The organism is Lewinella sp. IMCC34191 (assembly GCF_003390935.1).
In the GTDB taxonomy this organism is placed as follows: domain Bacteria; phylum Bacteroidota; class Bacteroidia; order Chitinophagales; family Saprospiraceae; genus Neolewinella.
The window spans coordinates 337,937-364,017 of the sequence record NZ_QNQZ01000001.1 but is presented as its reverse complement, the minus strand read 5'-3'; the positions used below and the strand labels follow the sequence as shown (position 1 = coordinate 364,017).

20 protein-coding genes are annotated in these 26,081 nt (G+C 58.5%); 10 read left to right on the top strand and 10 right to left on the bottom strand.

The annotated features are described in order from the left end of the window. Positions 1-16: 16 nt before the first annotated feature. Both DRW39_RS01485 and DRW39_RS01480 read right to left on the bottom strand, forming a co-directional pair. Positions 17-814 carry a hypothetical protein gene (locus tag DRW39_RS01485; RefSeq protein WP_157975856.1) on the bottom strand — a complete coding sequence of 266 codons (798 nt, stop codon included), beginning with the start codon at positions 812-814 and terminating at the stop codon, positions 17-19. A 29-nt stretch (positions 815-843) separates the two neighbouring features. Then, positions 844-2,025 (bottom strand): trans-sulfuration enzyme family protein, encoded by a 1,182-nt coding sequence (locus DRW39_RS01480; RefSeq protein ID WP_116105218.1) that lies wholly within the window; start codon positions 2,023-2,025, stop codon positions 844-846. Positions 2,026-2,166: 141 nt separating this feature from the next. On the opposite strand from DRW39_RS01480, the gene DRW39_RS01475 reads away from it, so the two are divergent. Both DRW39_RS01475 and DRW39_RS01470 read left to right on the top strand, forming a co-directional pair. After that, positions 2,167-3,216: an RluA family pseudouridine synthase gene (locus tag DRW39_RS01475; RefSeq protein ID WP_116105217.1), complete on the top strand. Its 1,050-nt coding sequence runs from the start codon at positions 2,167-2,169 to the stop codon at positions 3,214-3,216. After that, positions 3,213-3,725 carry a DUF1415 family protein gene (locus DRW39_RS01470; RefSeq protein WP_157975855.1) on the top strand — a complete coding sequence of 171 codons (513 nt, stop codon included), beginning with the start codon at positions 3,213-3,215 and terminating at the stop codon, positions 3,723-3,725. Before DRW39_RS01475 ends, DRW39_RS01470 begins: the two co-directional genes overlap by 4 nt. Before the next feature lie 4 nt (positions 3,726-3,729). Here the strand turns inward: DRW39_RS01470 and DRW39_RS01465 are convergent, their stop codons facing one another. Beyond that, entirely contained in the window at positions 3,730-5,124 is a 1,395-nt protein-coding gene (locus tag DRW39_RS01465) for a T9SS type A sorting domain-containing protein (RefSeq protein ID WP_116105215.1), read from the bottom strand. A gap of 481 nt (positions 5,125-5,605) precedes the next feature. On the opposite strand from DRW39_RS01465, the gene DRW39_RS01460 reads away from it, so the two are divergent. Continuing rightward, positions 5,606-6,655: an acyl-CoA reductase gene (locus tag DRW39_RS01460; RefSeq protein ID WP_116105214.1), complete on the top strand. Its 1,050-nt coding sequence runs from the start codon at positions 5,606-5,608 to the stop codon at positions 6,653-6,655. Positions 6,656-6,787: 132 nt separating this feature from the next. Next, entirely contained in the window at positions 6,788-8,701 is a 1,914-nt protein-coding gene (acs, locus tag DRW39_RS01455) for an acetate--CoA ligase (RefSeq protein ID WP_116105213.1), read from the top strand. 12 nt (positions 8,702-8,713) lie between these two features. Here the strand turns inward: acs and DRW39_RS01450 are convergent, their stop codons facing one another. The 3 genes from DRW39_RS01450 to DRW39_RS01440 form a co-directional block, all read right to left on the bottom strand. Continuing rightward, positions 8,714-10,570, bottom strand: coding sequence for an acyltransferase family protein (locus tag DRW39_RS01450; RefSeq protein ID WP_157975854.1), 1,857 nt, complete (start codon positions 10,568-10,570; stop codon positions 8,714-8,716). 606 nt (positions 10,571-11,176) lie between these two features. Then, the gene (pruA, locus tag DRW39_RS01445; protein ID WP_116105211.1) at positions 11,177-12,820 is read right to left on the bottom strand and encodes an L-glutamate gamma-semialdehyde dehydrogenase; all 1,644 of its coding nucleotides are present in this window, start codon (positions 12,818-12,820) and stop codon (positions 11,177-11,179) included. 66 nt (positions 12,821-12,886) lie between these two features. Further along, positions 12,887-14,122 (bottom strand): M14 family zinc carboxypeptidase, encoded by a 1,236-nt coding sequence (locus DRW39_RS01440; protein WP_116105210.1) that lies wholly within the window; start codon positions 14,120-14,122, stop codon positions 12,887-12,889. 142 nt (positions 14,123-14,264) lie between these two features. Here DRW39_RS01440 and DRW39_RS01435 point away from each other — a divergent pair, with 142 nt between their 5' ends. Further along, on the top strand, positions 14,265-16,040 hold the full coding sequence (locus tag DRW39_RS01435) for a sodium:solute symporter family protein (RefSeq protein WP_116105209.1): 1,776 nt from the start codon (positions 14,265-14,267) through the stop codon (positions 16,038-16,040). A 63-nt stretch (positions 16,041-16,103) separates the two neighbouring features. Next, positions 16,104-16,883: a DUF3050 domain-containing protein gene (locus tag DRW39_RS01430; RefSeq protein ID WP_116105208.1), complete on the top strand. Its 780-nt coding sequence runs from the start codon at positions 16,104-16,106 to the stop codon at positions 16,881-16,883. Positions 16,884-16,891: 8 nt separating this feature from the next. On the opposite strand, the gene DRW39_RS01425 is transcribed toward DRW39_RS01430, so the two are convergent. Continuing rightward, the gene (locus tag DRW39_RS01425) at positions 16,892-18,355 is read right to left on the bottom strand and encodes an ATP-binding cassette domain-containing protein (protein ID WP_116105207.1); all 1,464 of its coding nucleotides are present in this window, start codon (positions 18,353-18,355) and stop codon (positions 16,892-16,894) included. After that, the gene (gene treF, locus DRW39_RS01420; RefSeq protein ID WP_116105206.1) at positions 18,352-19,965 is read right to left on the bottom strand and encodes an alpha,alpha-trehalase TreF; all 1,614 of its coding nucleotides are present in this window, start codon (positions 19,963-19,965) and stop codon (positions 18,352-18,354) included. The genes DRW39_RS01425 and treF overlap by 4 nt, the downstream gene beginning before the upstream one ends. A 128-nt stretch (positions 19,966-20,093) precedes the next feature. Here treF and DRW39_RS01415 point away from each other — a divergent pair, with 128 nt between their 5' ends. Genes DRW39_RS01415 through DRW39_RS01405 form a run of 3 tightly spaced genes read left to right on the top strand, consistent with a single transcriptional unit; the run spans position 20,094 to position 22,788 of the window. Beyond that, on the top strand, positions 20,094-21,278 hold the full coding sequence (locus tag DRW39_RS01415; protein WP_198664743.1) for an amidohydrolase family protein: 1,185 nt from the start codon (positions 20,094-20,096) through the stop codon (positions 21,276-21,278). A gap of 50 nt (positions 21,279-21,328) precedes the next feature. Next, on the top strand, positions 21,329-21,943 hold the full coding sequence (locus tag DRW39_RS01410; protein WP_116105205.1) for a hypothetical protein: 615 nt from the start codon (positions 21,329-21,331) through the stop codon (positions 21,941-21,943). A 44-nt stretch (positions 21,944-21,987) separates the two neighbouring features. After that, positions 21,988-22,788 (top strand): SDR family oxidoreductase, encoded by an 801-nt coding sequence (locus DRW39_RS01405; protein ID WP_116105204.1) that lies wholly within the window; start codon positions 21,988-21,990, stop codon positions 22,786-22,788. Here the strand turns inward: DRW39_RS01405 and DRW39_RS01400 are convergent. After that, positions 22,737-23,999, bottom strand: a complete 1,263-nt coding sequence (locus DRW39_RS01400) for an O-antigen ligase family protein (protein WP_116105203.1) — start codon at positions 23,997-23,999, stop codon at positions 22,737-22,739. The genes DRW39_RS01405 and DRW39_RS01400 overlap by 52 nt on opposite strands. A 62-nt stretch (positions 24,000-24,061) precedes the next feature. Here DRW39_RS01400 and pheS point away from each other — a divergent pair, with 62 nt between their 5' ends. Then, positions 24,062-25,114, top strand: a complete 1,053-nt coding sequence (gene pheS, locus DRW39_RS01395; RefSeq protein WP_116105202.1) for a phenylalanine--tRNA ligase subunit alpha — start codon at positions 24,062-24,064, stop codon at positions 25,112-25,114. A gap of 11 nt (positions 25,115-25,125) precedes the next feature. On the opposite strand, the gene DRW39_RS01390 is transcribed toward pheS, so the two are convergent. Beyond that, on the bottom strand, positions 25,126-26,004 hold the full coding sequence (locus DRW39_RS01390; RefSeq protein WP_116105201.1) for a UbiA-like polyprenyltransferase: 879 nt from the start codon (positions 26,002-26,004) through the stop codon (positions 25,126-25,128). Positions 26,005-26,081 lie beyond the last annotated feature (77 nt).

The following is a 26,081-nucleotide window of genomic DNA, read 5'->3' as shown; positions in this document are numbered from 1 at the left end:
CTAGTTCTTTAGTCGGTTAGTCGTTGCGTCTTTTGGCGAAGCGGTAGCGTACGGAGAGGGTAACGGATCCAAGCCTGGCGGGTATTTGCCGGCTGAAACGGGGAATGCGATCGCAGGAATCGTCGGGGTCGCTCGAATCGCACTCAAAGTCATTAGTATGCACGAATACTGGCCGTCTTGTGTGGAGGGCGTAGCGCAGACCTACGAAGAGGTTGGGCGTCAACTGGCGGTTTAGGGCGGCATGGCCGAGCCAGTTGGTGTGAAGTCTGTTGTGATATGATCCTTCGTATTTGTCGGGTACCATTGTCCGATAGGGCAGAACTTCCGTGTAGGGCTCCGATATTTGCTGGCCGTTGTCGTGGTAGGTAGCCGTCGTAATTCTGGAGTTGAGATAGAGGAGCCGCAGGTAGGCCAGTCCTAGTTCTACGGACCACTTACCCAACGCTACGCCAAGCGCGGCGGAGGCCCGGCCTCCGAACTCCTTGAATTCCAGGTGGCGACGAAAGCGCTGGGCTTCTCCATCGACAATTAGCGCCTCTTCATCATTGACTACGTAATTACGGTATCCTATTCCCAAGCCAACGCGTCCGTACAGGCGACGGTAAAGGGTATAACCGTGATTAAGCGAGATGGTGGCCGCCGGACCGGATCCCGCGCCCGTACCAAACGGGTTAACCGCCCCGGCCGCCAGCTCCAAATCGGATCCGGTAAACTGAGCCATCGCGGCACCGGGCACCAAAAGCGCGATCGAAATAACCCAAATTTTGATGATGCGAAGCGGCGGGTAAGGGTTATGGGAAGTTGGATATCTCACTACTTACTAACGAGAACTGCCCGGGCGTATTACCCGATAGCCTGCTCCAGATCCGCGATAATGTCCCCAACGTCCTCGATGCCTACGCTAAGCCGGATGAGGCCGTCGGTAATGCCGTTGCGGAGCCGTATTTCCCGCGGAATGCTCCGGTGGCTCATGGTGGCGGGATGAAGCACCAGGCTGTCCACGTCCCCCAGCGTCGGGGTGAGGGTGCAGAACTTCAGCCGGTTCATGAAGGCCTTGGCCTGGTCGATCCCTCCTTCAAGCTCGAAGCTCAGCATACCGCCGTGCAACTTCATCTGCTTGTCGATGGCACTGCAGTCGGGGTGGCCGGGAATACCGGGGTAGTTGACGGATTTTACGCGCGAATGCTCCAGCAGGTAGTGGGTTACCGCGGCGGCGTTACGGGAGTGGCGTTCCATACGCAGGGGAAGGGTCTTCAGGCCGTTCAAAACCAACCAGGCATCCCAGGGGTTACCCGACCCCCCGTACAGCTGGTAAATTGGTCGAAACTTTTGTTCGAGCAGGTCTTTGTCCCGGCAAACGATGGCACCGGCCACGCCGGTACCGTGTCCATTTAGGTACTTGGTCGTGCTGTGGATGACGATATCGGCACCCGATAGCAGGGGTTGCTGTACTACCGGCGTAGCGAAGGTATTGTCGACGATCAACAGGGCGCCGTAGTGGTGGGTAAGATCGGCCAGGTAGTCCAGGTCCGTACAGCGGAGCGTAGGATTACTCGGGGTCTCTACGTAGACGATGCAAAAACCTTCGTTTTCGGCAAGTTTGTCCTCTAATCGTTCACTGTCGCGCAGATCGGCGGTCACGCGGCTAATGCCACGCGGTGCCAGGGTATCGATCAGGGAACTGGTGCCGCCGTACAGGTCTTCCTGCGTCAGGATGGTATCGCCGGTTTCGCAAAGCCCGAGGAGGACCGTCGAAATGGCCGCCATGCCGCTGGCACAGAAGAGCCCATAGGTTTCGAAGTCTCCGCCGAAGCCTTCCAGCTGCGCGATCTTGTCGGCCGCGGCGTCCACGGTTGGATTGCCGAAGCGTCCGTAGATGTGTCCGGCCTCCACGCCGTCGAAAATATTGATACCCTGCTCTATGGAATCGAAAACGAAGCTGGAAGCGGCTACCAGGGGTACCTGGTGGGGCGGATTTCGTTGGGTAAGCCGGGGATCCTTAACGGAAAAGCTGGCTAGTTTCATGCTTGTAGTGGGTGCGCTTTGGGTAGATTGCTACCAAAAGTGATTACTAAAATGAGATACTGGCAAATGCACTAAGTTAAGGCATGCTGCCCACAGTTCGAGCCATGCCGTAGGTCCTTCGCGCGAAGCTACCTTTGCGACATGGAAGAGGAAGACGAACAGGAGGAAATGTACGAGGTTCAAGAGATTCTCGTAGATCCGAAGCAGAAAGCGGTGCGGATCGATAAATTCGTGACCGACAAGCTCCCCCGGGTCAGCCGCAATCGCGTTCAGAACGGCATCCGGTCCGGAAGCATCCTGGTGGACGGGCAGCCCGTCAAACCCAATCATAAACTTTCCCCGGGGGAATTGATCTCGATTGTCATCCCCCGGCACGGCGACCGACCCGACGGAATCGTGCCCCAGGATATTCCCCTCGACATTCGCTACGAGGACGAGGCCATCCTTATCGTCCACAAGCCCCCCGGCATGGTCGTCCACCCCGGAGTGGGCAACCCCGACGGCACGCTGGTGAACGCCCTGGCGCACTACCTTTCCGATACCGACATCCCCGTGCTGCCGGGGAACGACAACGACCGCGTCGGCCTCGTTCACCGCATCGACAAAGACACCTCGGGGTTGCTCGTCATCGCCAAGACGGAAAGCGCCATGTCTTTCCTGGCGCGTCAGTTTTTCGACCACAGCATCGACCGGACCTACCAGGCGATCGTCTGGGGAGCACCGGAGCCGCCCGACGGTACGATCGAACGGAATATCGGCCGCCACCCCCGCTTCCGGCAGAAGTATACCGTCTTCGACGAAGACGAGGGTAAGGTCGCCATCACGCACTACCGGACACTCTCCGATATGTACTACGTCAGTCTGTGCGAGCTCAAGCTCGAAACCGGCCGGACGCACCAGATCCGTGTACACATGGGCAGTCTCGGCCACCCGGTATTTTCGGATGAAAAGTACGGCGGCGACCGGATCGTCAAGGGGACCGTCTACAGCAAATTCAAAACCTTCGTAGAGCGCTGCTTTGCCCTCTGCCCCCGGCAGGCGCTGCACGCCAAGAGTATCGGCTTTATCCATCCGGTAAGCCGTGAGTACGTCCACTTCGACAGCGAATTACCAGAGGACATGCAAAGCTGCCTGGACCGCTGGCACCACTACGTGGATCACCGGAGGGCCAACAACCAACTGGAACCTTGAATTCGCGGGAAGCAACCCGGCAGTGGGTGGAGAACTTCGTGGTGCGGTTAGGGCTCTGCCCCTTTGCCGCCCGTCCCCTACGGGAGGGGAGGGTCCGTTACGAGCAATGTCCGGCGGAAACCGCCGAGGAAGCATTTTACTGGAGCATGGGCCGCATCCAAAATTTGGTCGGGGAGCCCCGGGAATCCGTAGAAACCGAGCTAATCGTTTTCCCGGAAACATTAAATTATTTCCCGGATTTTCTCGACTTCGTGGAGGAGATAGAAGAGGTACTGGCCAGTTCCGGGGCGGAGTCTTTGGTCCAGCTGGCGCATTTCCACCCCGACTATTGTTTCGCGGGGCTTGAGCCGGAGGACCCGGCCAATACAACAAACCGCTCCCCCCACCCCGTCCTGCAGTTGTTGCGGGTCGAAGGGGTGGCGGAAGCGGTTGCCGGCTATCCGGATGTCGATGCGATTCCGGAGCGAAATATTAGCCTCCTGCGCCGTTTGGCGGCGGAGGGGAGGTAATTAATTACAGCTTTACAAAGTTGCGGCTCACGACACCCCGTTCGGAGGTCAGTACGAGCTGGTAAACGCCCTTCGGCAGGTTAGACACGTCGAGATCGTCGGTCAGGGTACGGTTACCTTTATCGAAGGCGCGAACCTGCATCCGGCGGCCGGAGAAGTCGAATACGGCGGCTTCCACGCGTCCGCTAACCTCGTCCGTAGTCATGCTGAAGGTCAGGCGCTCAGCGACGGGGTTCGGGTACACTTCGAGGCTTGCTTCCATATCCAGCGACGGACGTACGGGCGTAGCTTCATTTTCCATACAGCCGAGGACGTAGCTTCCGAATTGGGTGGGAAGGGTATCCTTCTGGCTCATGAAGATTTTATCCAGGTAGGCGCCGGATTCGCGGCGGGCTACGTAGATCGTGTGGAAACCGGCTTCGAGTTCAAATTTCGTGGAGTCGCCTTCAGCTCTTACGCGCTTCCATTCAAAACCATCGGTAAGGAGGGTGGAATCGTCATCGTCGAGTTCCGTACCGAAGTTGATCCAGGGATTGTCGTCAACCTTGACCCAGAAAGAGTTGCTGTCGTCGCCGCGGGCGTTCATCAGGAAGTTCAGGTAGTAGGTGCCGGCACTGATCTCCTTCGTGGTGTAGGTGATCTGTCCGGGGAGTCCCGTACCCGCGGGTTCGGTGATGTTAGCGGCCAGGCGGCTGACCACGTAGCCTCCATTGGAGACGTTGGCGTTCTTCTGGTAGCTCCATTCGCTGCCGAGGTCACCGCATTCACCTTCGATCCAGACCTGATCGGCGCAGGCTTCCGGGTTACGTTCGCAGTCGGTCTGATCGCCACAGTTGAAGGCGGGTTGATCAATACCGGTGGGGGTGATATTCAGGGTGGTCACCAGGATTTTGTCGAGCTTGGTGTTCCGTTCGCGGTAGGCGAAGTCGATGGTCATTTCACCGGCTTCTACGGTATAGGGGCTGTTGGTGATCTGGCGCCAGGCCCAGCCATCCTCGTCCCCTACGCGGCGGCTCCAGCGAACCCAATCGCCACCGTTAACGCGGACCCAGAACGAGTCGTTGTCGGGAGCTTGTCCTTCAACGCGTCCCCAGATAAAGTACTCGTCCATTTCCTGGACGTTCAGGGTAAAGCGTACGTAATTGGCCGGAACGTCATCGGGAACGACATCTACACTACGGAGATTCTCGCCGATGACGACGTAAGATCCGTTGGAGGCTTCTTCACTTTCTTCGGTCAGCCAGTTTTCACCGACGGTGGCGCACTCTGCCTCCATGTAGGCGGCAAAGGGAACGGCGGTAGCGCCTTCGCTCTTGGCCAGCAGGGCGAAAGAGGAGAAGAGCGCGATAAAAAGGAAAATCGGGAAAACCCGATTTGTATACGAGTTAAAGTTCATCATGTCAGGCAAGATTTAGGGTTAAGCTGATAAGCTTGAGATATTTGGAAGGTGATTAAGTCTTGAAAAGCGAAAGCAATTAACAAATACTAGTGATTCAATCCGAAAGTCGATAACATGGCGCTAAATAAGCCAACCGACTGCCGTTTCCGGCCCGTTGGTTGATTAGTAGCAGCTATGCCAATCGGTTATCTTGGTAGTTTCTCGTGGGCGAGGCAAATTAGGCACCCACCCACTCGATCTCCCGAATAAGCGGAAGGATTTACCGGACCAATAGGGTCGCGAATTGTCGATGGAAGGGTCGCGTATGTTGTTGTTACAAATAGTGTCGGGGGCAAAAGTAGGGTAAATAACTCGATATGGTGGATATACGCGGTAAACAAACCGTCGCCACGCGGTCTGAACCTAACCTTTTCTTCGGGCGTACCCATTGCACGGCCGGACGCTTTTGTCCGGCCCGACCGCCCCAAATATCCAACCGCGCATGACGCTTGACCAACGAATAGCCGCCTTAGACCAACTCGGCCAAAAACTGAAATCCGGTGACGACGAGTTCCTACACGCCCTGATGAAGCGGACCGAATTCAATAACGGCTGGTTTACCATGGAGGCGCAGCAAGAAGCGCTCAGAGCCATTCTGGATCAGTTCTTGAATGGAGACAAGCTCCGGGATTGGGCCGCGGATTATCCGACGCTCGCTAAACCTGCGCTCCGCCGCCCGAATCAAACCGTCGGGCTGGTGCTCGCGGGGAATATCCCGCTCGTCGGCATGCACGATATTATTGCCGTTTTCGTAGCCGGCCACCGCGCGCAGATCAAACTCAGTAGCAAGGACCCTTACGTTCTTCCCTACCTCCTTCGACTGCTCAGTGCTATCGATGCCGCCACCCTACCCTATTTCGAGATCGTAGAGAAGCTGGCCGGTTTCGACGCCATTATCGCTACGGGCAGCAACAACAGCTCGCGATACTTCGAAGCCTACTTCGGCAAGTACCCGCACATCATCCGGCGCAACCGGAACGCCGTGGCCGTCCTGACCGGCAAGGAAAGCACGGACGACCTGCGCCGGCTTGGACGGGACATATTCGCCTACTACGGCCTGGGATGCCGTAACGTGTCTAAACTTTACGTGCCCGAGGGCTACGACTTCGGTCCACTTATGGATGTGCTACACGAATGGAAGACGTTGCAGAACCATACCAAGTGGAAAAACAACTTCGACTACAATTTCGCGCTGCTGACGCTCAATAAGGAAGCTTTCCGGTATACCGGTGCCGTTATCGTGCGGGAAGACGAAGCGATCGCCAGTCACATCGCGGGGATCTTTTATTCGACATACAAGGATTTGGGCGACGTAGCGCAGGAATTGAGCCAACGGCGGGAGGAAATACAATTAGTAGTTGCCACTCCTGGTCTGCTGCCCGAAAAAACCTTCGACTTCGGGGAGGCCCAGTCGCCGGCACTAGCCGATTATGCCGATGGCGTCGATACGCTGGCCTTTCTTTCCACCCTGCCTTCTCCAACGGCCGCTTGACCGACTGATTTCATAGGCTTTGCTTTAACGGCCTACCCCAATCCGGATACGACGGCCGGCGTATGCCCGATGTTTTCCGCGCGGACCGCCTTCCAGGCTTTGGCTATATTGCCTGCCTAATACAGCAAGATCATGTCTACCCAGCTTCCGCTTCAGATAAGCAGCTTCGAAAATTACCAGGCCGCCTACAATCGTAGTGTCGAGGACCCCGAGACCTTCTGGGCCGAGCAGGCCGAAACCTTTAACTGGCACCGGAAGTGGGACCGCGTACTGGATTGGAACTTTACCGGTCCGGACGTGAAGTGGTTCCAGGGAGGAAAACTGAACATCACGGAAAACTGCCTGGACCGCCACCTCGGCACCCGCGGCGATCAAACCGCTATCCTCTACGAGCCCAATGATCCGGACGGCGAAGTCGTTCGTCTCTCCTACCGGGACTTGCACCGGGAGGTCTGTAAGGCAGGTAACGCTCTCCGGGAACTGGGCATCGGCAAGGGCGACCGCGTTTGCTTTTATATGCCCATGGTGCCCGAACTGGCCATCTCGGTACTGGCGTGCGCGCGAATCGGAGCCATTCACTCGGTGGTCTTCGCGGGCTTCAGCGCACAGGCCCTGTCCGACCGCGTAAACGACGCCGACTGCAAGATGATCATCTGTTCCGACTACAATAACCGGGGCGATAAGACGATCCCGGTCAAGGAAGTGGTCGATGAAGCCATGGCCCTGGGCTGCCCCAGCGTGGAGACGGTGCTCGTACACCGCAACACGGGTGGCGACATCAGCTGGGACCCCAGCTACGATCAGTGGTACCACGAGCGGGTGGATAAGCAGTCGGCCGAATGCGCCGCGGAAGTGATGGACGCCGAAGACGTGCTGTTCATCCTTTACACCTCCGGTAGCACCGGCAAGCCGAAGGGGGTGGTGCACACCTGCGGCGGTTATATGGTCTACACCGCTTTCAGTTTCCTGAACGTATTTCAGTACGAGCCCGGCGACGTCTACTGGTGTACCGCGGATATCGGATGGATCACGGGGCACAGCTACATCCTGTACGGTCCTCTGCTAAGCGGAGCCACCACGATGATGTTCGAGGGGGTGCCGACCAGCCCCGATGCCAGCCGGTTCTGGCAGGTATGCGCCAAGCATAACGTCAATCAATTCTACACCGCTCCCACCGCGATCCGGGCCCTTATGGCCAAGGGCGACCAGTACGTGGAAGGGCACGACCTGAGTGACCTGAAGGTTATCGGGTCCGTAGGCGAGCCGATCAACGAGGAAGCCTGGGAGTGGTACCATGAGAAGGTCGGCAAGGGCCGGGTGCCCATCGTCGACACCTGGTGGCAGACCGAGACCGGCGGCATCATGATCTCGGGTCTGGGTGGTCACAGCCCGCAAAAAGCCACCTTCGCCGGCTACCCGCTGCCCGGCGTGCAGATGGCGCTGGTCAGCAAGCGTACGGGGGAAGAGTTGACCGGCAACCCGGAAAGCGGCCTGCTCTGCGTGAAGTTTCCCTGGCCGAGCATGCTCCGGACCACCTGGGGCGACCACCAACGGTGCAAGAACACCTACTTCTCCACCGTACCCGGCATGTACTTTACCGGCGATGGCGCCCGGCGGGACGAAAACGGCATGTACCGCATCGTGGGCCGCGTTGACGACGTGATCAACGTGAGCGGTCACCGGATGGGAACGGCCGAGGTAGAAAACGCGATCGACGAGCACCCGCTGGTGGTGGAGACGGCCGTGGTCGGCTACCCCCACGACATCAAGGGCCAGGGCATTTACGCTTACGTCATCCTGGCGCCGGGCACCCACGACGAGGAAAAACTGCGGGCGGAGATCGTGGATACGGTCCGCACCGAAATCGGCCCGATCGCCAAACCGGACAAGATCCAGTTCGTGGAGGAGTTGCCGAAGACGCGCTCCGGCAAGATCATGCGGCGCATCCTTCGCAAGGTGGCCGCCGGGGAGACCGACAGCCTGGGCGATACATCCACCCTGCTCAATCCCGAGGCGGTGGAGGCGGTGATCGAGGGTAAGGTCTGAGCGACAAGCTCATTACTCATACCCTACCTGAATAATTTCCGTCTCCATATCCGACTTTCGGGCGACCAACAACATGGCAGCAATGTGGTCGGAAAGAACGGAAGCCAAGTACTGCGCACCGGATTTTGTGAGGTGTATGGTATCCTGACTTATAAATCGACCATCAGGAGTGAATACCAGTACTTCTCCCTCTTCGGTGGAGAGCATAGCGATGAGATCGATGTAGCGGTCGCCCCATTCCGTGCGTAGCCACTCGTTCTTCGGCAGTACGTTGGACTTCATGCGCGTCCGGTAAGTGCGGTAATCAATTTCGGGCGTAAGCCGGTTATAGTGGATACCGTTGCTGTTACCGAAATCCTTCGTGCCAAGTACCCAGGTATTCCCGTAATCCATTTTCACGCCATGCGCTTCGTCAATTTCTTGAAGCATCGTATTACTTAGTTCGCCCTGAGCGGCAATGAGTATTACTTCCGCCTCCTGAAGACGTTTTAGGGCTTGACCTCCTGGCTTAACGACAAAATTTCCGGTGGCGTAGCGGACCTCCATACTCTCACCGAATTCGGACTCCAGGAGAATATTGGCGGCGTCCCGCGCGAAGCTGTTGCCCACCACCAGGACCTTAATCTTATTATTCCCCGAAAAGTCCATATTCAGGTCGCGGACGCGCTCGTTGTATGCATTGTGAATATTCTGCGAGCGACTCAGGAGGTTCAACTTCCGATGCGGATCGTCTTTGTAAAGCGCCAGCTCGGGATAATCCCGGACCACGCCACCAATACTGTAGACATAGAATGCGGCAACGGTGCTGAGTACGAATAGACCGCCCGTAAATAAGAGCACGGTCCGGGTGCGCATCCGCTTTCGATCCCTGAATGTATTCTCAACCCCGTAATAGGTTAGGACACTTAGCCCCAGGGTGAGAGCGGAAAGTCCGGCGGCCCAGCTCGGGGTAATTTCCTCTACGACCGTATAGCGGGCGAAGGCAAAAATCAACTGGTGCCACATGTACAGGCTATAGCTGATGGCTCCGATGAATGTCATAACCGGGTTGGCCATGATCCAAGAATAGACCTTATCGGTATCGAAGTACTGTTTGCCCACAACCAATAATGCGACACTGAGTCCGGTTGTGGCCAACACCCGCGACTCATTCGTTGCTAGGACGGGGAGGAACATAATTGCCGCGGTGAGCGCCAAAAGGCCATATAGGCAGTAGCGCCCCAGCCCGTAATGAGTAAAAATGGACTTGCGAAACAGAATGGCACCAAGACCGCCGGCGGCCAGTTCGAAGAAACGATACTGAATGAAGTAAAACTTGGCCGACTCGTCCTCTTGCCATAGGAAAGCGGCCAGGGAAGCGATACTCAGCGTGAGCAATACATATTTGACATACTTCAGGCGGGGCCCACCGAGGGCGAAGAAAATAAAGGGATATAGCAGATAAAATTGCTCCTCAATGCCGAGACTCCACGTATGCATCAATGGTTTATAATCGTTTCTGACGGACCAGTAATCAGCGGAGGTGAAATACATCAAAATGTTATTGGCAGAGACATTTGAGGCCACTACGCTTTGCCCTAGGTTCTCCAAATCGTCAGGAAGCATCACCACCAGCCCGAGTAATAAGGCTAGCGTGGTTACAACCAGAAGCAAGGGAATAATGCGCCGAATCCGGCGCTCATAAAAGTCGATTATCGAGAATTTTCTGGCTTCCGATTTGCCGTATACGATACTAGTAATAAGATAGCCGCTAATAACGAAGAATACATCAACGCCCAGGTAGCCATTCGGCAAGAAACCAAGGTGAAATAGAATAACCGCTACGACCGCGAGTGCTCGCAGTCCGTCAATATCCGTTCTATATTTCAAGATTAATGGTGTTAGCTGACCAGACAAGTCATTACAGGGTGCTTGCCGGACAATTGTGAGTCGTTCAATTCGGTATGCAAGCCATCAAGGGACTGTATAGCCGAAAATCTGTGTGTCAATACATGCAAAAATTCAGCCCTACCAACCGTTTTCGTTCGGTATTGCAGGGCAATAAGCTAGCAGGCTACTACCCCGCGTGTGAAAGGCATAGCTATGCATTGGAGTACGGTACTGGTTGAGCGCCAGTACGGAACATCCTTTATTAGGAACTAAACTTAAGACTGCTTATGACCGATTGTCGAAGTTCTTCCCGGGTAGTTGTACGGATATGACCGTTTTGAAGAAGGAAATAAACAACCACTAATACAGTACAGTAAAAGGTAGTACATCGCACTAGCGTCCGGGGAGTGAGATCGTTCGGATCTGCTGCGTGAACAAAACCCGACTATCCCTTAAAGCACATCCAAAATAGGATAGACAGACACGCTTCCATGAATTTTTTTCGCATATAGCAAATTAACATGCGCGTCCACCGCACTGAAAGGCAGAAGAACCGGGATAAAAGCACCAAAATTTATTTGGCGGTCAGTCAGCGAACGTCAGCGATTAAGCTTTGCTGGAGCTCCCCAAAAATGGGTACCGATAGTCAACCGGCGGAACGAAGTTCTCCTTGATCAGGCGGGGGCTGATCCAACGCTGGAGGTTGAAGGCGCTGCCGGCTTTGTCGTTGGTGCCGGAAGCCCGGGCCCCGCCGAAGGGTTGCTGGCCGACTACCGCGCCCGTGGGCTTGTCGTTGATGTAGAAATTACCGGCGGCGTTGCGCAGGTACTTGGAGGCCGTTTCGATCACCTGGCGATCGGTGGCAAAGACGGCACCGGTAAGCGCGTAGGGAGAGGTCGTGTCGACGAGTTCGAGCGCTTTTTCCCAGTCTGCGTCCTCGTAGACGTATACCGTCAGGACGGGACCGAAAATTTCTTCCTCCATCGTGGTGGATCGGGGATCGGTCGTCAGCAGTACGGTGGGTTCGATGAAGTAGCCTTCGCTCTTATCGTAACCTCCGCCGGCGATGATCTCCACCGCATCGTTCGCTTTCGCGCCGTCGATGTACCCGGCGATGCGGTCGAAGGCACGCTCGTCGATAACGGCGTTGATGAAGTTGCCGAAGTCTTCGACGGACCCGGACGATAGCGTACCGATATCCTTGATCAACCGCTCCTTGATCGCCGGCCAGAGGCTGGCGGGCAGGTAAGCCCGGGAAGCTGCCGAGCATTTTTGCCCCTGGTATTCGAAGGCGCCGCGCAGCAGGGCCACCGCTACCTCATCCGCATCGGCGGAGGGGTGGGCGATCACGAAGTCCTTACCGCCCGTCTCGCCCACGATGCGCGGATAGCTTTTGTAGGCACCAATGTTGTTTCCGATCTCTTGCCATAGTTGCTGGAAGACCTTCGTGCTGCCCGTGAAGTGGAGTCCGGCGAAGTCGGGGTGCTTGAATACGATGTTCCCCACCTGCGGGCCGTCGGTATAAATCAGGTTGATCACGCCGTTCGGCAAGCCGGCGGCCTCGAAGAGTTCCATGATGACCACCGCCGAGTATATCTGCGTCTCCGCCGGCTTCCAGACCACCGTGTTCCCGCACAGGGCCGGCGCGGCCGGAAGGTTCGCGGCAATGCTGGTAAAGTTGAAGGGCGTAATAGCCAGCACGAATCCTTCCAGCGCCCGGTATTCCAGTCGGTTCCAGATGCCGTCGGGGGAATGCAGCGGCTGCTCGCGGTAGATTTCCTGCAGGAAGTAGGCGTTGAAGCGGAAAAAGTCGCACAGTTCGGCTACGCTGTCGATCTCGGCCTGGTAAGCATTTTTACTTTGCCCGAGCATAGTGGCGGCATTCATCCGGGCCCGGAAGGGACCGGCAAGCAAGTCGGCCGCCCGCAGAAACACGGCGGCCCGCTGCTGCCAGGGCAACGCTTCCCAACCGGCCTTGGCTGCGAGTGCCGCGTCGATCGCCTGGTGGACGTGATGGGTCGTCCCGCGATAGAAGTGACCCAGTGTAAAATTGCGCTCGTGGGGCGGGTGCACGCTGACCTTTTCGCCGTCCAGAACACGCTCGCCGTTGATGAAGGCGGGCAGTTCGCGTTGCGTGGCTTTGGCTTCCTGCAGGGCTTGTTTGAGCTCCTTGCGCTCGGGGCTGCCGGGGGCGTAAGCGAGGACGGGTTCGTTAGTGGGTATGGCGATGTTGAATATGGCGTCGGACATAATGCTGTGGTGGTATATTGGCTAATCAGGCTGAACCCGGTCGCGGGTTCGATGAGGCGGCGGGGACTACTTCTTGCGGGCCGGCGGATCGAGGGGATCGCGCTCCAAAGCAATCTGCAGTTCCTTTCGTTGTTTGTCGCGCAAACTTACGATAACGGTACGGGAGCGGTAGCCGGGAGCGGACACCAACAGCCGGTACGTACCCGGCGCAAGGTAGCGGTAGAAATCGCCCGTGATGCGTTCGCTGTAGACGGAAGACTGCATCTCATCGTGCCCCGGAATGGTGACGTGCGCCCGCAGCGGCAGGCCCGTTACCTGATCGGTCACGATGCCGTGAATGCCGTAGCGCGCTTCGTTTAGGTAATTGAGCAGGGCGCTTCGCAGGGAGACCCAGAGATCGGGCAGGTCCTTGGCGGGAAAGCGTTTAGCGTTGGTGATTTCCACCGTCGCTTCCCGCGTGCGGTGGTAGTAGTTCATATAATCCTGGCGGGAACCGGAAATCGGGTACCAGTCGTGGCCATTCGTCGTCCCGTTGGCACGGTCCTTGAAGTAGTTTCCGAGGCGGCTGTCGCGCTGAGCGGTCTGGGCAAAATCGCGGCTGACGTTACGCCACCACTCCGTATCCGGGTGGCGGCTGCGGAAGGTGTCCCAGGGATAATTAAACAGTTCCGCTCCCCCGTGAAAATTGATGGCCAGGTCGAAGCCGTGGCTTTCGGCGGCCCGCATGAAAATGCGCGTTTCGGGCTGGTGGTCATTGCCGTCGGGGTAGCGACCGTCGTCCGGGTCTGGATAATTGCGATTGAGGTCGACGCCCTGGGCATTGCCGCGTTGCGCTCCGGCCAGGGATCGGTTACCGGCGCGGAAGGCACCGTCGGGGTTGGCGAGCGGATTGATGAAGAGTGCTACGTCGGAGAGCAACCCGGTGGCATCGTTGCGCAGCAGTGTTTCGGCGAGGCGGAGCAGGATCCAGTAGCCGGCCAGTTCGTCGCCGTGCATGGTCGCGGTGCAGAGTACCTGGGGGCGGGCCCGACTGTGGCGGACGTCGTCGGCGAGTTTAAGGACGAGGATGCGCCGACCGGAGGGCAGGGTCCCCCAAATCTCGATCCGGCAACGTTGCGGGTAGCGGCGCGCCAGCTCGAACATGATGTCCTCGTACACATCGTAGCTGGGATAGGCGGCCGCGGGGACCAGGGTGGGTGCCTCGCGATCCAGCAGCAGGGATACGCGAAGATCTTCCTGTCCGAAAACGGGGAATACGCTACCGAGGAGTAGGAATAATAGGACTGGGATAATCCGCTTCACTGTGCTAAAGTACCCGATCCGGGGTGAAATTGTTGCGGGCGCTCCCCGAAAGGTCCTTCCGGATGCGCCCGGCGTGTGGTGATACGTATGCTGGTATGTAAACGGTATTACCTACCTTGATCGCGCACTTTGTACTCCCCTTATGCAGCTTACTTCCTTCGACTGGCTCATCGTATTCGCCTTTTTTGCCGTCAGCCTGGCCATCGGCCTGTGGGCCAGCCGGGATTCCGGAAAGTCTACGCAGGAATTTTTCCTATCGGGCCGGAACATGCCGTGGTGGCTGCTGGGCGTATCGATGGTGGCGACTACTTTTTCGGCCGACACGCCCAACCTGGTCACCGATATCGTCCGCAAGCAGGGGGTGGCCGGAAACTGGGCCTGGTGGGCCTTTTTGCTCACCGGTATGCTTACGGTATTCGTCTACGCCCGTTTGTGGCGTCGCTCCGGCGTCATGACCGATCTGGAATTCTATGAACTGCGCTACGCCGGGGGGCCGGCCCGCTTCCTTCGCCAGTTCCGGGCGATCTACCTGGGTGTATTCTTCAACGTTATGATCATGGCCACCGTCTGCCTGGCGGGGATCAAGATCGCCGGCGTGCTGCTGGACATCGATCCGATCACCACGGTGGTGCTGGTCTCGGTCGTCACGGTCATCTATTCGGCCATGGGTGGGCTCAAGGGCGTCATCCTGACCGACTTCGTGCAGTTCACCTTCGCGATGATCGGCGCGGTATGGGCGGCTTACGTCGTAGTCAACCTCCCGGAAGTGGGCGGGCTGGACGGCCTGTTTTCCCACGCCGAGGTGAGCGAGCGGCTGGACCTGATTCCCTCCTTCGATAATCCGGAAGTGTACGTGCCGCTGTTCGTCGTTCCGATTGCCGTGCAGTGGTGGAGCGTCTGGTACCCCGGAGCGGAACCCGGCGGGGGCGGTTACGTCGCCCAGCGCATGCTCGCCGCCAAAAACGAAAATCACGCCGTGGGCGCGACGCTGCTGTTCAATGCCTTTCACTACGCCCTGCGCCCCTGGCCGTGGATCCTGATCGCGCTAGCTTCCGTTATCGTGTTTCCGGACCTGGAAAGTATTGCTACCGCCTTTCCCAATGTATCGGCCAACGTGATAGACGACGACCTGGCCTACCCCGCCATGCTGAGCTATTTGCCTACGGGACTGCTCGGGCTGGTGATCGCGTCGCTCATCGCGGCACTCATGTCGACCCTATCCACCCACCTCAACTGGGGTTCGAGCTACGTGGTCCACGACTGGTACCACCGCTTCGTCGAACCGGAGGCGAGCGAGGACCGCTTAGTACTCATCGGTCGTATCAGTACCGTCCTGCTGATGGTGCTCGCGGCTATCCTGGCCCTGGCGCTATCTAACGCCCTGCAGGCATTTTCGATCCTACTGCAGATCGGCGCGGGTACCGGCCTGATCTTTATCCTCCGCTGGTTCTGGTGGCGGATCAACGCGTACACCGAGATCGCCGGCATGTTTATTTCCTTCGCGGTTGCCCTCTTTTTGGAATTCGCCTGGGTTCCGATCGGCCTCCCGGAGTTGGCGGGACACGAGCGCCTGCTGCTCGGCATCGCCATTACCACCGTCGGTTGGTTGGCGGTCACCTTCGCCACCCGGCCCACCGATATGGCTACCCTCACGAACTTTTACACCACCACCCGCCCCGGCGGACCGGGCTGGCAACCCGTGGTCACTCAACTTCCGGAGCGCACCGACACGCAGGCCGACGGGCAACTTCCCCTGCGGATCCTGGCGATGCTGATCGGGGCCATTACCGTTTATTCGGTGCTTTTTGCAACGGGTTTTTATCTCTACGGACGTACCGTCGCCACCCTGATTGCCGGGGGCGTCGCGGCGGTCGGCGTGGCCCTGCTGTATACGATCTGGGGTAAGCTGCGCAGGTAATACTGACGCAGCGCAATCCGTTCGCACCACATCCGCTATGTATGCTATTAATAAAAATACCGCATGCCCGCTATCGATCGGATCTTCGAACAGACCAAACCCCTACAAGCCCAGCTGACCGGCCACCGGTTGTATCAACAACTGAAGGACATTGATGACATCCGGTTATTTATGGAGCGCCACGTCTTCGCGGTGTGGGATTTCATGTCCCTGCTCAAGGCGCTACAGAACGAACTGACCTGCACCACCCTACCCTGGAAGCCGGTCAGAAATGCCCGAACCGCCCGCTTCATCAACGAGATCGTCCTGGGCGAGGAAACGGACGTCGACCGCAACGGCGTGCCGGCCAGCCACTACGAACTGTACCTGGAGGCGATGGACGAGGTCGGTGCCGACAATCAGAAAATTCAGCAGTTGCTGGATGATATAAACGACCTGGACAACGCCCGGGAAGCGCTGCAAGCCGCCGATCTTGGCGAAGGGATCAAGCGCTTCGTAGACTACACCTTCGAGTTGATCAAGGAGGGTAAAGCTCACAAGATCGCGGCCGCCTTCACCTTCGGCCGGGAAAGCCTGATCCCCGAGCTGTTCATCGAGATCCTCAATCAGTCGCCGGAAGACAAATCCCGTTTCCCCCGCCTGGTCTACTATCTGGAGCGCCACATCGAAGTCGACGGCGATGAGCACGGCCCCCTTTCGGAAGCGATGGTTACCGAATTGTGCGGTACCGACGAAACCAAGTGGGCGGAAGCCCAGGCCGTAGCCGAAGAAGCACTGCGTCGCCGTATCGGATTATGGGATGAGATCGCGGACACCCTGGAGACCGTCGCTACCGTGCGGTAATCCCCGTACTACTTATCCAGCCGTAGTTCTAGCCACTCCATTCCCGGCGGTACCTCCTGCCGGAAGTGGGATATGAATACAACCGTGTCGGCCGGCCCCGTCACACGGGCCAGTACTGCGCGTGCGCGCTCGATCGACTTTTGGTCCAGCCCCTGAAAGGGTTCGTCCAGTAGCAATAGCGGCGGTGCCTTTACCAGAGCGCGACAGAGCAGAACCAGGCGCTGCGTACCGTTGGATAAAGAAGGAAATAACCGATTGGCATCCGGGTCCAAATCGAAGTAAGTCAGCAGGAGGCTGACCATCTTTTCCTGTTCCGGAGCGTATCGCCTGCCTAGTGCGAAGGTGTCGGAGTAGCCCGTTAGAATGACCTCCCGGGCCGTGATGCGTTCCCGAAAATAAGTATGCAATTCGGGCGAGGTGAAGCCGATCCGGCGCTTGATGTCCCAGATGCTGCCCCCACGACCGCGCCGCACTCCGAAGAGGGAGATGTCGTTGGCGTAGGCCAACGGGTTGTCCGCATAGACCAGACTTAGCAGGGTCGACTTCCCCGAGCCGTTCGCGCCACTCACTACCCACTTGTCGCCCCGGTTGACTTGCCAGTCCAGGTTGTCGAGTATCGTTCGTTCTCCGTAGGATATGGTGACGTTCCGGAAGCGGATAATTTCCTCCGGGACTTCGGCGCGAGTACTATCCGCCCAGGCATCCGCGAGCTGATGAAGCATGGGTTGGTCCGTTACTTCCCGGACCGGTGCGGGCGGTTGCTCACCGGCCCCACCCTGCCAGGAGCTCCCGTCCGGATACAAATGCAAGCGATGCGTGATGGCGGCGGGAACGCTTTCCGGGTGACCGCAGAGCACCAAAGTGAGCTTCAGTGCGGCAACCAGCTTATCGAGCACCTTATTCAGGATTTTCCGGCTGGCCACGTCGAGGCCAACGTAAGGATTATCGATGATCAGAACGCGCGGCCGGCGCAGCAGCTCCCGGGCCAGCAAAACCTTCCGCGTCTGCCCGCTGGACAGCTTGATCTTCTCCCGGTCCAGTAAGTCACGGATTTGAAAAATGTCCAGCAGTTCCGCGTTTTCTTCCACGGTAAAACCACCTGCCTCCAGGTACTGGCGGACTGTCGGATGTCCGGAGGCATCGAAGGCATTGTACCGCTGCTGGTAGTAGTGAACGTTGGTCGGGTTGCGGGCCAGTCGGGAATTGTCCATGAAGGTCACCAGCCGCAGGGCGGTGTACCGCTCCTGCGGGGAAAGTTTTGCATCCAGTAAGGGATACTTGAGCACGCCGGCGGAAAGTCGGCGCTGCCCGGCCAGGGTTTCGGCGAGGAGGGTTTTGCCCGTGGCCCGGTCCCCGGTGATCATCCAATGCTCGCCCTCGCGAATTTGGAAAGTGAGGGGTTGCAGGTTGCCGAACTGGAGTTTTACCTGACTGAGCGTAATCAGCTCCCCGCGTGACTGAGATTCCGTCATCGTTGCAGGTCTTCCGCGGCCATGCGCAGGTATACCCCATTGCTCCACCCAAATCCATCCTGGACGGGATACTCTCCGCCACCCGCTTCGAGGGTGATGTCTTCCACGTTGTATTTCTCGACCATCTTGTCGACATTCTCGTAGACGCGCTCGTTATTCTCCATCCACCGGTTGCGAATATCGGCGGCCAGGTCGCCATAACCGTAGCGGCGTAACCCGGCGTAGGCCATCCACTGCAGCGGCGGCCAACCGTTGGGCGCATCCCACTGCTGACCGGTTTCCTTTAAGCTGGTTCGTAGACCACCGGGGGCCAAAAACTGCGCTTCCAGCGTCCGGGCGACGGTCGCGGCGTGATCGTCCGAGGCTACCCCGGTGAATAGCGGGTAGATGCCCGCCAGCGTCAGGTAGCCGGTGAAGGCACCGGTGGTCCAGTTGCGGTCTTCGTACCATCCGCTTTCCGTATTCCAGAGGTATTCCTCGATGGCCGTGCGCCGGCGCTCCGCCCGTCGTTCCCACGCTTCCCGTTCGGGGACGAACTCCGAATGCTCGGCAATGGTGTGCTCCAGGTGGTAGAGCAAGGCGTTCAGATCCGGGGGCAGTATGTCCGTGGTGATAATGGTGGACAGCTTCTCCCCGTCGGCAAACCAGCGGGCACTAAAATCCCAACCGGATTCGGCGGCGGAGCGCAGGTGTTTAGCCACTTCCCGGGCATCACGTCCGCTCTCCTCGATCGTCAGTACATCCTCGCGGTAGCTTTCGGCGCGGGGGCGGTCTCCGTCGTCGAAGTAGCGGTTGAGGTAGGTGCTGTCGGCCATCCAAACGACGTGGTTCACGGCTCGGTTACCCTCACCGACCTCCTGGACGCCCCGCATCCAGAAAGCGTGCTCCGCTTTCAGTTGGTCCATGAACTCGGCGTAGACCCGGTCCCCCTCGATGGAAGCCAGCAACTCGACCATATGGGAGAAGAAGGGCGGTTGCGACCGGGTCAGGTAGTACGTCCGGTTCCCGTTGGGAATGAATCCCACCTCGTCGATCAGGTAGGCAAAGTTCTCCACCATATCCCGGACCAGGCTGTCCTGCCCGGCGGTGGCCAGCCCCAGTAGGGTGAAGTAGCTGTCCCAGTAGTACACCTCCCGGAACCGCCCGCCGGGTACGATGTAGTCTTCGGGCAGCACGATCAGGCTGCCGGCGCTGCCCTCGTCGCTTTCCGCTTCCCGCGTGAGGACCGGCCAGAGGGCATTGATGTGCTCGCTGATACCGCGCGCGCTTTCGCTGGTGAAACCGCTTTCGGGAGTGGCGGGCGGATCGAAGTTTGACGCTACAAAGCCGCGGAGATCGAAGTCGGGTTCGTCCTTCGCTTCGGCGTAATCGTCCATAATCTCGCGGGCGCTGCTGCGGGGAACCATGTCCACGAAGGTTTTACCATCGTCAAAGATCTGCTGCAGCTGCACCTCCCGGAACAAGTCGCCGAACAGTTCGTCCGGGGCCAGGAGTCTTTCGTCCGTTACCGTATCGCGCACCGTCTCCACGGTCGTTGCCTCCGCCGGTGGGGGGTCGGCATGACAGGCCACGAGAAAGAAACTACAAAAGGTGTACAGATAGAAGCGCATGAAGAATCGGATAGCCTGCCGTAAGCTACCGTCTTTTAGTAAATACCCGAGGAAGGTCTCCTCCGTCGGCGGACGAACTTCGCCGCGCTACGTTCGGCAGACGACGGGTCGTGGAGTACCTTCGCGCCATGCCTAGCTATATCGCCGATTACGTTTTCCCGATTTCTTCCGAGCCGATTAAAAACGGCATCGTCACCGTGGATGATAGTGGAACGATTACGGCCATCACCGCGCCGACGGACACTTTACCTGCGCCTCCGCCGCAAAAAATAGACGGTGTGCTCATACCGGGTTTCGTGAATGCGCACTGTCACCTCGAACTCAGTCACCTACAGGGAAAAAGCGCGACCGGCAAAACGCTTCTCCCCTTCCTGGTAGACGTGGTGACGATGCGGGAAACCGACCAAAACGTGATCGACGCCGCCATCCGGGAGCAGGACCGGCTTATGTGGGCGGAGGGCATCCAGGCGGTCGGTGACATCTGCAATAAGGCGGACACCGCCGCTACGAAGCGGGAAAGCCCCATCCGGTACTACAGTTTCGTGGAGATGTTTGACTTTCTGCAGGAGGACCGGGCACAGGCCAGCTATGAGATGTACCTGCCGGCCTACGAGCAACAACCCGAGCCGAAAAGCGCGGTACCCCACGCCCCCTACACCGTCAGCGCGGCACTATACCGAAAGATCAACGCCCTGAATACCGGAGCCGAAACCGTGAGTATCCATAACCAGGAGACGACGGCGGAGAACGAGCTATTTGAAACGGGCGGAGGGGAATTCCTTGCCTTCTTCGAGGGCTTCGGTAGCAGCCTGGACGACTTCAACGCACCCGGCACCCCTTCGCTGTACCATGCCATTCAGCATATGGACCCGGACAAGCGGACGCTGTTCGTGCACAACACCCTTACGAGCCCGGAGGCCATCCTGGCCGCCCAGGCCTGGGGCAAGCAGGGCGTGTACTGGGTGACCTGCCCGAACGCGAACCTGTACATCGAGAACCGGCTGCCGCGCTACGACCGCTTCCTGGACGCGGGAGTGAAGGTATGCGTGGGTACGGACAGCCTGACGTCCAACTGGCAACTCAGCATTGTCGAGGAACTAAAGACCATCGCCCGCTACCAGAGTACCGTCCCCTTCGCCTCCCTGCTGCGGTGGGCCACGCTTAACGGGGCCGAAGCCCTGCAGTTCGACGCCGAGCTGGGAAGCCTGGAACCGGGAAAACGCCCCGGATTGGTGGCCCTCACCGGACTGGCCGGCAGCGGCCCCGACGATTTCACCTTCACGGCGGAGACCCGCTCAAGCCGGATCGTCTAAGGGTCGGACCGGCAACACAACCGTCGCAGACGGGCGGGTGTCTTTACGGCATGGATAAAGTAATTTTCTTGCTGCTCTGGCTGGTCACGGCCACGCTGCCGGCTCAGACCCCGATGGCCGCCCAGGATGCCGAACCGGTGCAGAGCTACGAGAACGAGCGGCGCTGGGAGGAGATCGACGACCTGGAAGGCCGCTTCCGGATACTTTCCCCCGGGCCGCTGAAGCACACCGAAGACACCCTGACCACCGCGATCGGGGAACAGGTCTTCCATACCTACTTTTTCAAGGTCCCCGATCTGCAGCGGGCGGAAAACCTGATCTACGTCCTGAGCTACGTCGACTACCCCGATGGGGCCCTTCACCAGGACAGCACCGAACTCGTAGCCGAACTATTGCAATCCACCGAGGAATCCGCAGCGGAAGCCCTGCGCGGCGAGGTCATTTACGCCTCCGAGCGCGACGTGCTGGGCAATCCGGGCCGGCTTTGGCGGATCGATTATAAAGACGGGGAGGCGAGCGCCCGCACGTTGGCTTTTGTCATCGGGGAGCGCTATTACGAACTGAAAACCTTTTCGCTCACGGGGCGCGGCCTGGGGGAGGCATCCGACAAATTTTTCCGCAGTTTCACCTATCTGACGGGCCCCGATCAACAGCCCGGCGGCTAACGAACCCGACCGATAGCCACACGTTGAAGCGCAAAAAGAAACGTATGGATATCAATCTGAAAGGACAGACCGCGATCGTCACCGGATCGAGTACCGGACTGGGCCAGGCCTGTGCCATCGGACTCGGGCGCGAAGGCATGAACGTGGTGGTCAACTACCACAGCAGCGATAAAGAAGCTCAGCAGACCGCCGAGGAAATTGAAAAGGCGGGCGGAAAAGCCATTGTCGTCCAGGCCGATGTAAGTGACGAGGATGAAGTCGCCAAGCTCTTTGAGGAATGCGATAAAGCGTTCGGGCACCTGGATCTCCTGGTGGCCAATGCCGGACTACAGGCTGACGCCGCCTTTACGGAAATGACCCTGGATCAGTGGAATAAAGTGATCAACGTCGACCTCACCGGTCAGTTCCTCTGCTGCCGGCAGGCCGCGCGCATCTTCCGCAAGCAGGGCGTTCACCAACACGGCCGCTCCGCCGGTAAGATTATCTGCATGAGCAGCGTGCACGACGAGATCGCCTGGTCGGGACACGTCAACTACGCCGCGGCCAAGGGCGGAGTGAAGATGATGATGGAGAGCATGGCACAGGAGCTGGCCGCCGACAAGATCCGGATTAACAGCATCTCGCCGGGCGCCATCCGAACTGATATCAATAAAGAAGCCTGGAACACCGAAGAGGCAATGGACGAATTACTCAAGCTCATCCCCTATGGCCGGATTGGCGAGGCGGATGACGTAGCCAATCTATGCGCTTTCCTGGCGAGCGACGTCAGCGACTACATCACCGGGGCGACTATCTACATCGACGGCGGCATGATGCTGTACCCAGGGTTCCGGTACGGCGGATAACCGTACAACAGCAGGAAAAAGGCAAACATCGAGACACCGACGGAGCTTTCGAGCGTATTTTCCACCAGGCAGCTCAGTACAAACATCGTCCAGACGGCCAAAAAGAGGGGGTCCCGCCAACGCCCGGCTCCGAAACCGATGGCCAGAAAGCAGCCCACCGTCAGGACGAAGCCTACGATGCCCCCACCCGCCAGCGCCGTGACGAACTGGTTATGGGGACGCTTACCGGGCGTGTCGGGCAATCGTCTGGCGTACTCCCGGTCCATCACCGCACGCAGGTTGCCGGGACCGACACCCAGCACCGGGTGCTCTTGCCACACTTCGTAGCCGATACGAATGCTTGTCCAGCGCCCCTCATCGGAGTATTCCAGGTCGTCCTGGGCCGGGTCGCGATGAAGCAACTCGTAGCGCATGTAGTTCATCTTTGTCGCAAAAGACGGCAGGGTGAGATAAGCCAGCACGGGCAGCAACAAGATACCCACTACCCCACCGATAAGCCAGCCGTAGCGCCGGCGGTGCAGCGACCAGCCCGCTGCCACGATCAGCCAACCGGCGTAGCCTACCGCCAGACCGGAACGGACCGCCAGGACGTGTAAGCCGACCAATAGGGCGGCCCCCAGCCACAGCATCCACTTGCCGCGGAAACGAAACCACGCGTCCAAGCCCGTAACGGAGGCAATAGCTACCAGTAGACTGAAGCGGATGTGGTTGCCCCGGGGGACGGGCATAGCCTGGCCCCGGTAAATCAGGGCATTGATTTCATCAAAGTGGAAAGCGTAATTGATTAAAATACCCACCACCACCACCGTAACGAAGATGACCAGGTAAGGGGCTCCCTTGCGGGTGTGCTCGCCAGGATTCCGCGTGCCGTACCAGAAGGGGATGCCCACCCAGGCAATGGGCAGAATTAACAACGGTAGTTTGACCCGTAGGCGCTCCAGGAAATAGGCCCAGTCAAAGGTCTGCGGTGCCAGGAAGATGAGGTAGAGATAAAGTCCGGCCAGCCCCCAGAACAGGGAGCCCCTTACAAAAGCGGGGAAGTGGGTGCGCCAAACCGGGTTGAGGCCGCGGTCGAAGCCCAGCACCGCTACGATGCCCGTGACGATGATGCTGATGGAGAGCAGAACGGGCGAAAGCACCATCCCCACCACCATGCCCGGCACGCTCAGGGCCAGCAACCTTTTTCGGGTATCGGCTTCGCTTATTCCCATAGGGGCCAAGATACCGTCGGTCGGCGCATCGTGGCTATCTTCGCGCCAAAGCAAGCGAAATCATGGACGTATTCGAGCGCGTAACGGAGCTGATCGAAGAAATAGGCGCCGCCGGGGCCACCACTCCGGAGGAGGTAGAAGCCTTTCGTATCCGTTATCTGGGGAGCAAGAATATCCTCAAGCCCCTGATGGGAGAAATGCGGAACATCCCGAACGAGCGTAAACGCGACTTCGGTCAGCTCGTCAACCGGGCCAAGCAGGCCGCCCAGGATAAGTACGATGCGCTAGAGTCCGCCCTCACCCAACAGGAGGCCAGCCAGGCCGGGGCGGAGCTGGACCTCACGGCCCCCGGAGAGCCCATGCCGCTCGGCAGCCGCCACCCCATTGCCCTGACCATGCGCCGCATCGTGTCGATCTTCGAACGTATCGGATTTGCCGTAGCCGAGGGGCCCGAGGTCGAGGACGACTGGCACAATTTCTCGGCCATGAATACGCCCGAGGATCACCCGGCCCGGGATATGCAGGATACCTTCTACACGGCGGAAAATATGCCCGCCGGGCCGAATAACTCCGCCATGTTGCTGCGTACGCACACCAGTTCGGTGCAGGCGCGCACCATGGAGACCCAGCGTCCCCCGATTCGCATTATCGCCCCGGGCCGGGTGTACCGCAACGAAACCATCAGCGCCCGCAGTCACGCCCAGTTCCACCAGGTGGAGGGTTTATATATTGCCGAAAAGGTCAGTTTCGCCGACATGAAGGCCACGCTGCTGCACTTCGCGCGGGAGATGTACGGGGAAGAAACCCGCATCCGCCTACGGCCCAGCTATTTCCCCTTCACGGAGCCGAGCGCCGAAATGGACATCTGGTGGGGACTGGAAACGGAACACGATCACCGGATCACTAAGGGAACCGGCTGGCTGGAAATTCTGGGCTGCGGCATGGTGGATCCCGCCGTCCTTCAGAATTGCAACATCGACCCCGAGCGGTACACCGGTTACGCCTTCGGTATGGGCATCGAACGCCAGGCGATGTTGCTCTACAACATCACCGACATCCGCCTGATGTTTGAGAACGACGTTCGCTTCCTGCGGCAGTTCGCCAGCGTCCTGTAAGGATAGGTCGGCTAGGTATAGATATCGATTATGGACAGCGTGCCGAATAGCAGGCTGGCCACCCCGTTGGTCGTAAAGAACGCCAGGTTGACACGGCTCAGATCCGTGGCCGAAACTACCGTATGCTGGTAGGCCAACATCGCCAGGAATATACCCCCCGCGACAATCGTAAGCGGGCCGAAGGCCGGGTAGAGTTGATGCTGCAGGTAGATGGCAAACACCACCGCGATAGCACAAGCCAAATGCAGTATCCGGCTCAACAGCAGCGCGTTGCGCGTACCGAGTCGCACCGGAATGGAATATAGTTCTTCCCGACGATCAAACGACTCATCCTGCAGGGCGTAAACGATATCGAAGCCGGATACCCACAACAAAACGACCAGGCCATACAGGATCGGCAGTGTGGCCCATTCCGCCGTGACGGCCAGGTATGCGCCCAGCGGCGCCAGAGCGAGTCCCAGCCCCAGTACGAAATGACAGAGAAAAGTGAAACGCTTGGTATAACTGTAGCCGAGGATCACGAGCAGCGCCACGGGTGACAGCAGCAAGCACAATTGGTTTAGCAAGCCCGCGGTAACGACGAACAGCGCGGCGTTGACCAACACGAAAATAAGTGCGGCGGTGGCGGAGATGGTGCCCGCCGGAATCTCCCGGACGGCTGTTCGTTCGTTGCGAAGATCGATGTCGCGGTCCAGGTAGCGGTTGAAGCCCATGGCAGCCGAGCGGGCGAAGATCATACAGCCCAGTACGAGCAGCAATTTTCGGGGTTGCAGGGCGCCCTCGTCCAGTACACCCAGGAAAAAACCGAGTAGCGCGAAGGGCAGCGCGAAGACCGTGTGGGAGAATTTTACGAGGGACAGGTAATCGTTGACCCGGCGAAGGGTAGTCATCGGCGGTAACTGCTTTGATACTAAAAGCGGGGCGGGGAAAAAGGTTGATCGCGGCCCCGCAGGTTGCAAAGTCGGTT

Bases quoted from the DNA above. Each gene is read 5' to 3' on its own strand.
- DRW39_RS01480 (WP_116105218.1), bottom strand. From the start codon at position 2,025: ATGAAACTAGCCAGCTTTTCCGTTAAGGATCCCCGGCTTACCCAACGA.
- DRW39_RS01475 (WP_116105217.1), top strand. From the start codon at position 2,167: ATGGAAGAGGAAGACGAACAGGAGGAAATGTACGAGGTTCAAGAGATT.
- DRW39_RS01465 (WP_116105215.1), bottom strand. From the start codon at position 5,124: ATGATGAACTTTAACTCGTATACAAATCGGGTTTTCCCGATTTTCCTT.
- DRW39_RS01460 (WP_116105214.1), top strand. From the start codon at position 5,606: ATGACGCTTGACCAACGAATAGCCGCCTTAGACCAACTCGGCCAAAAA.
- acs (WP_116105213.1), top strand. From the start codon at position 6,788: ATGTCTACCCAGCTTCCGCTTCAGATAAGCAGCTTCGAAAATTACCAG.
- pruA (WP_116105211.1), bottom strand. From the start codon at position 12,820: ATGTCCGACGCCATATTCAACATCGCCATACCCACTAACGAACCCGTC.
- DRW39_RS01435 (WP_116105209.1), top strand. From the start codon at position 14,265: ATGCAGCTTACTTCCTTCGACTGGCTCATCGTATTCGCCTTTTTTGCC.
- DRW39_RS01430 (WP_116105208.1), top strand. From the start codon at position 16,104: ATGCCCGCTATCGATCGGATCTTCGAACAGACCAAACCCCTACAAGCC.
- DRW39_RS01425 (WP_116105207.1), bottom strand. From the start codon at position 18,355: ATGACGGAATCTCAGTCACGCGGGGAGCTGATTACGCTCAGTCAGGTA.
- treF (WP_116105206.1), bottom strand. From the start codon at position 19,965: ATGCGCTTCTATCTGTACACCTTTTGTAGTTTCTTTCTCGTGGCCTGT.
- DRW39_RS01415 (WP_198664743.1), top strand. From the start codon at position 20,094: ATGCCTAGCTATATCGCCGATTACGTTTTCCCGATTTCTTCCGAGCCG.
- DRW39_RS01410 (WP_116105205.1), top strand. From the start codon at position 21,329: ATGGATAAAGTAATTTTCTTGCTGCTCTGGCTGGTCACGGCCACGCTG.
- DRW39_RS01405 (WP_116105204.1), top strand. From the start codon at position 21,988: ATGGATATCAATCTGAAAGGACAGACCGCGATCGTCACCGGATCGAGT.
- DRW39_RS01400 (WP_116105203.1), bottom strand. From the start codon at position 23,999: ATGGGAATAAGCGAAGCCGATACCCGAAAAAGGTTGCTGGCCCTGAGC.
- pheS (WP_116105202.1), top strand. From the start codon at position 24,062: ATGGACGTATTCGAGCGCGTAACGGAGCTGATCGAAGAAATAGGCGCC.
- DRW39_RS01390 (WP_116105201.1), bottom strand. From the start codon at position 26,004: ATGACTACCCTTCGCCGGGTCAACGATTACCTGTCCCTCGTAAAATTC.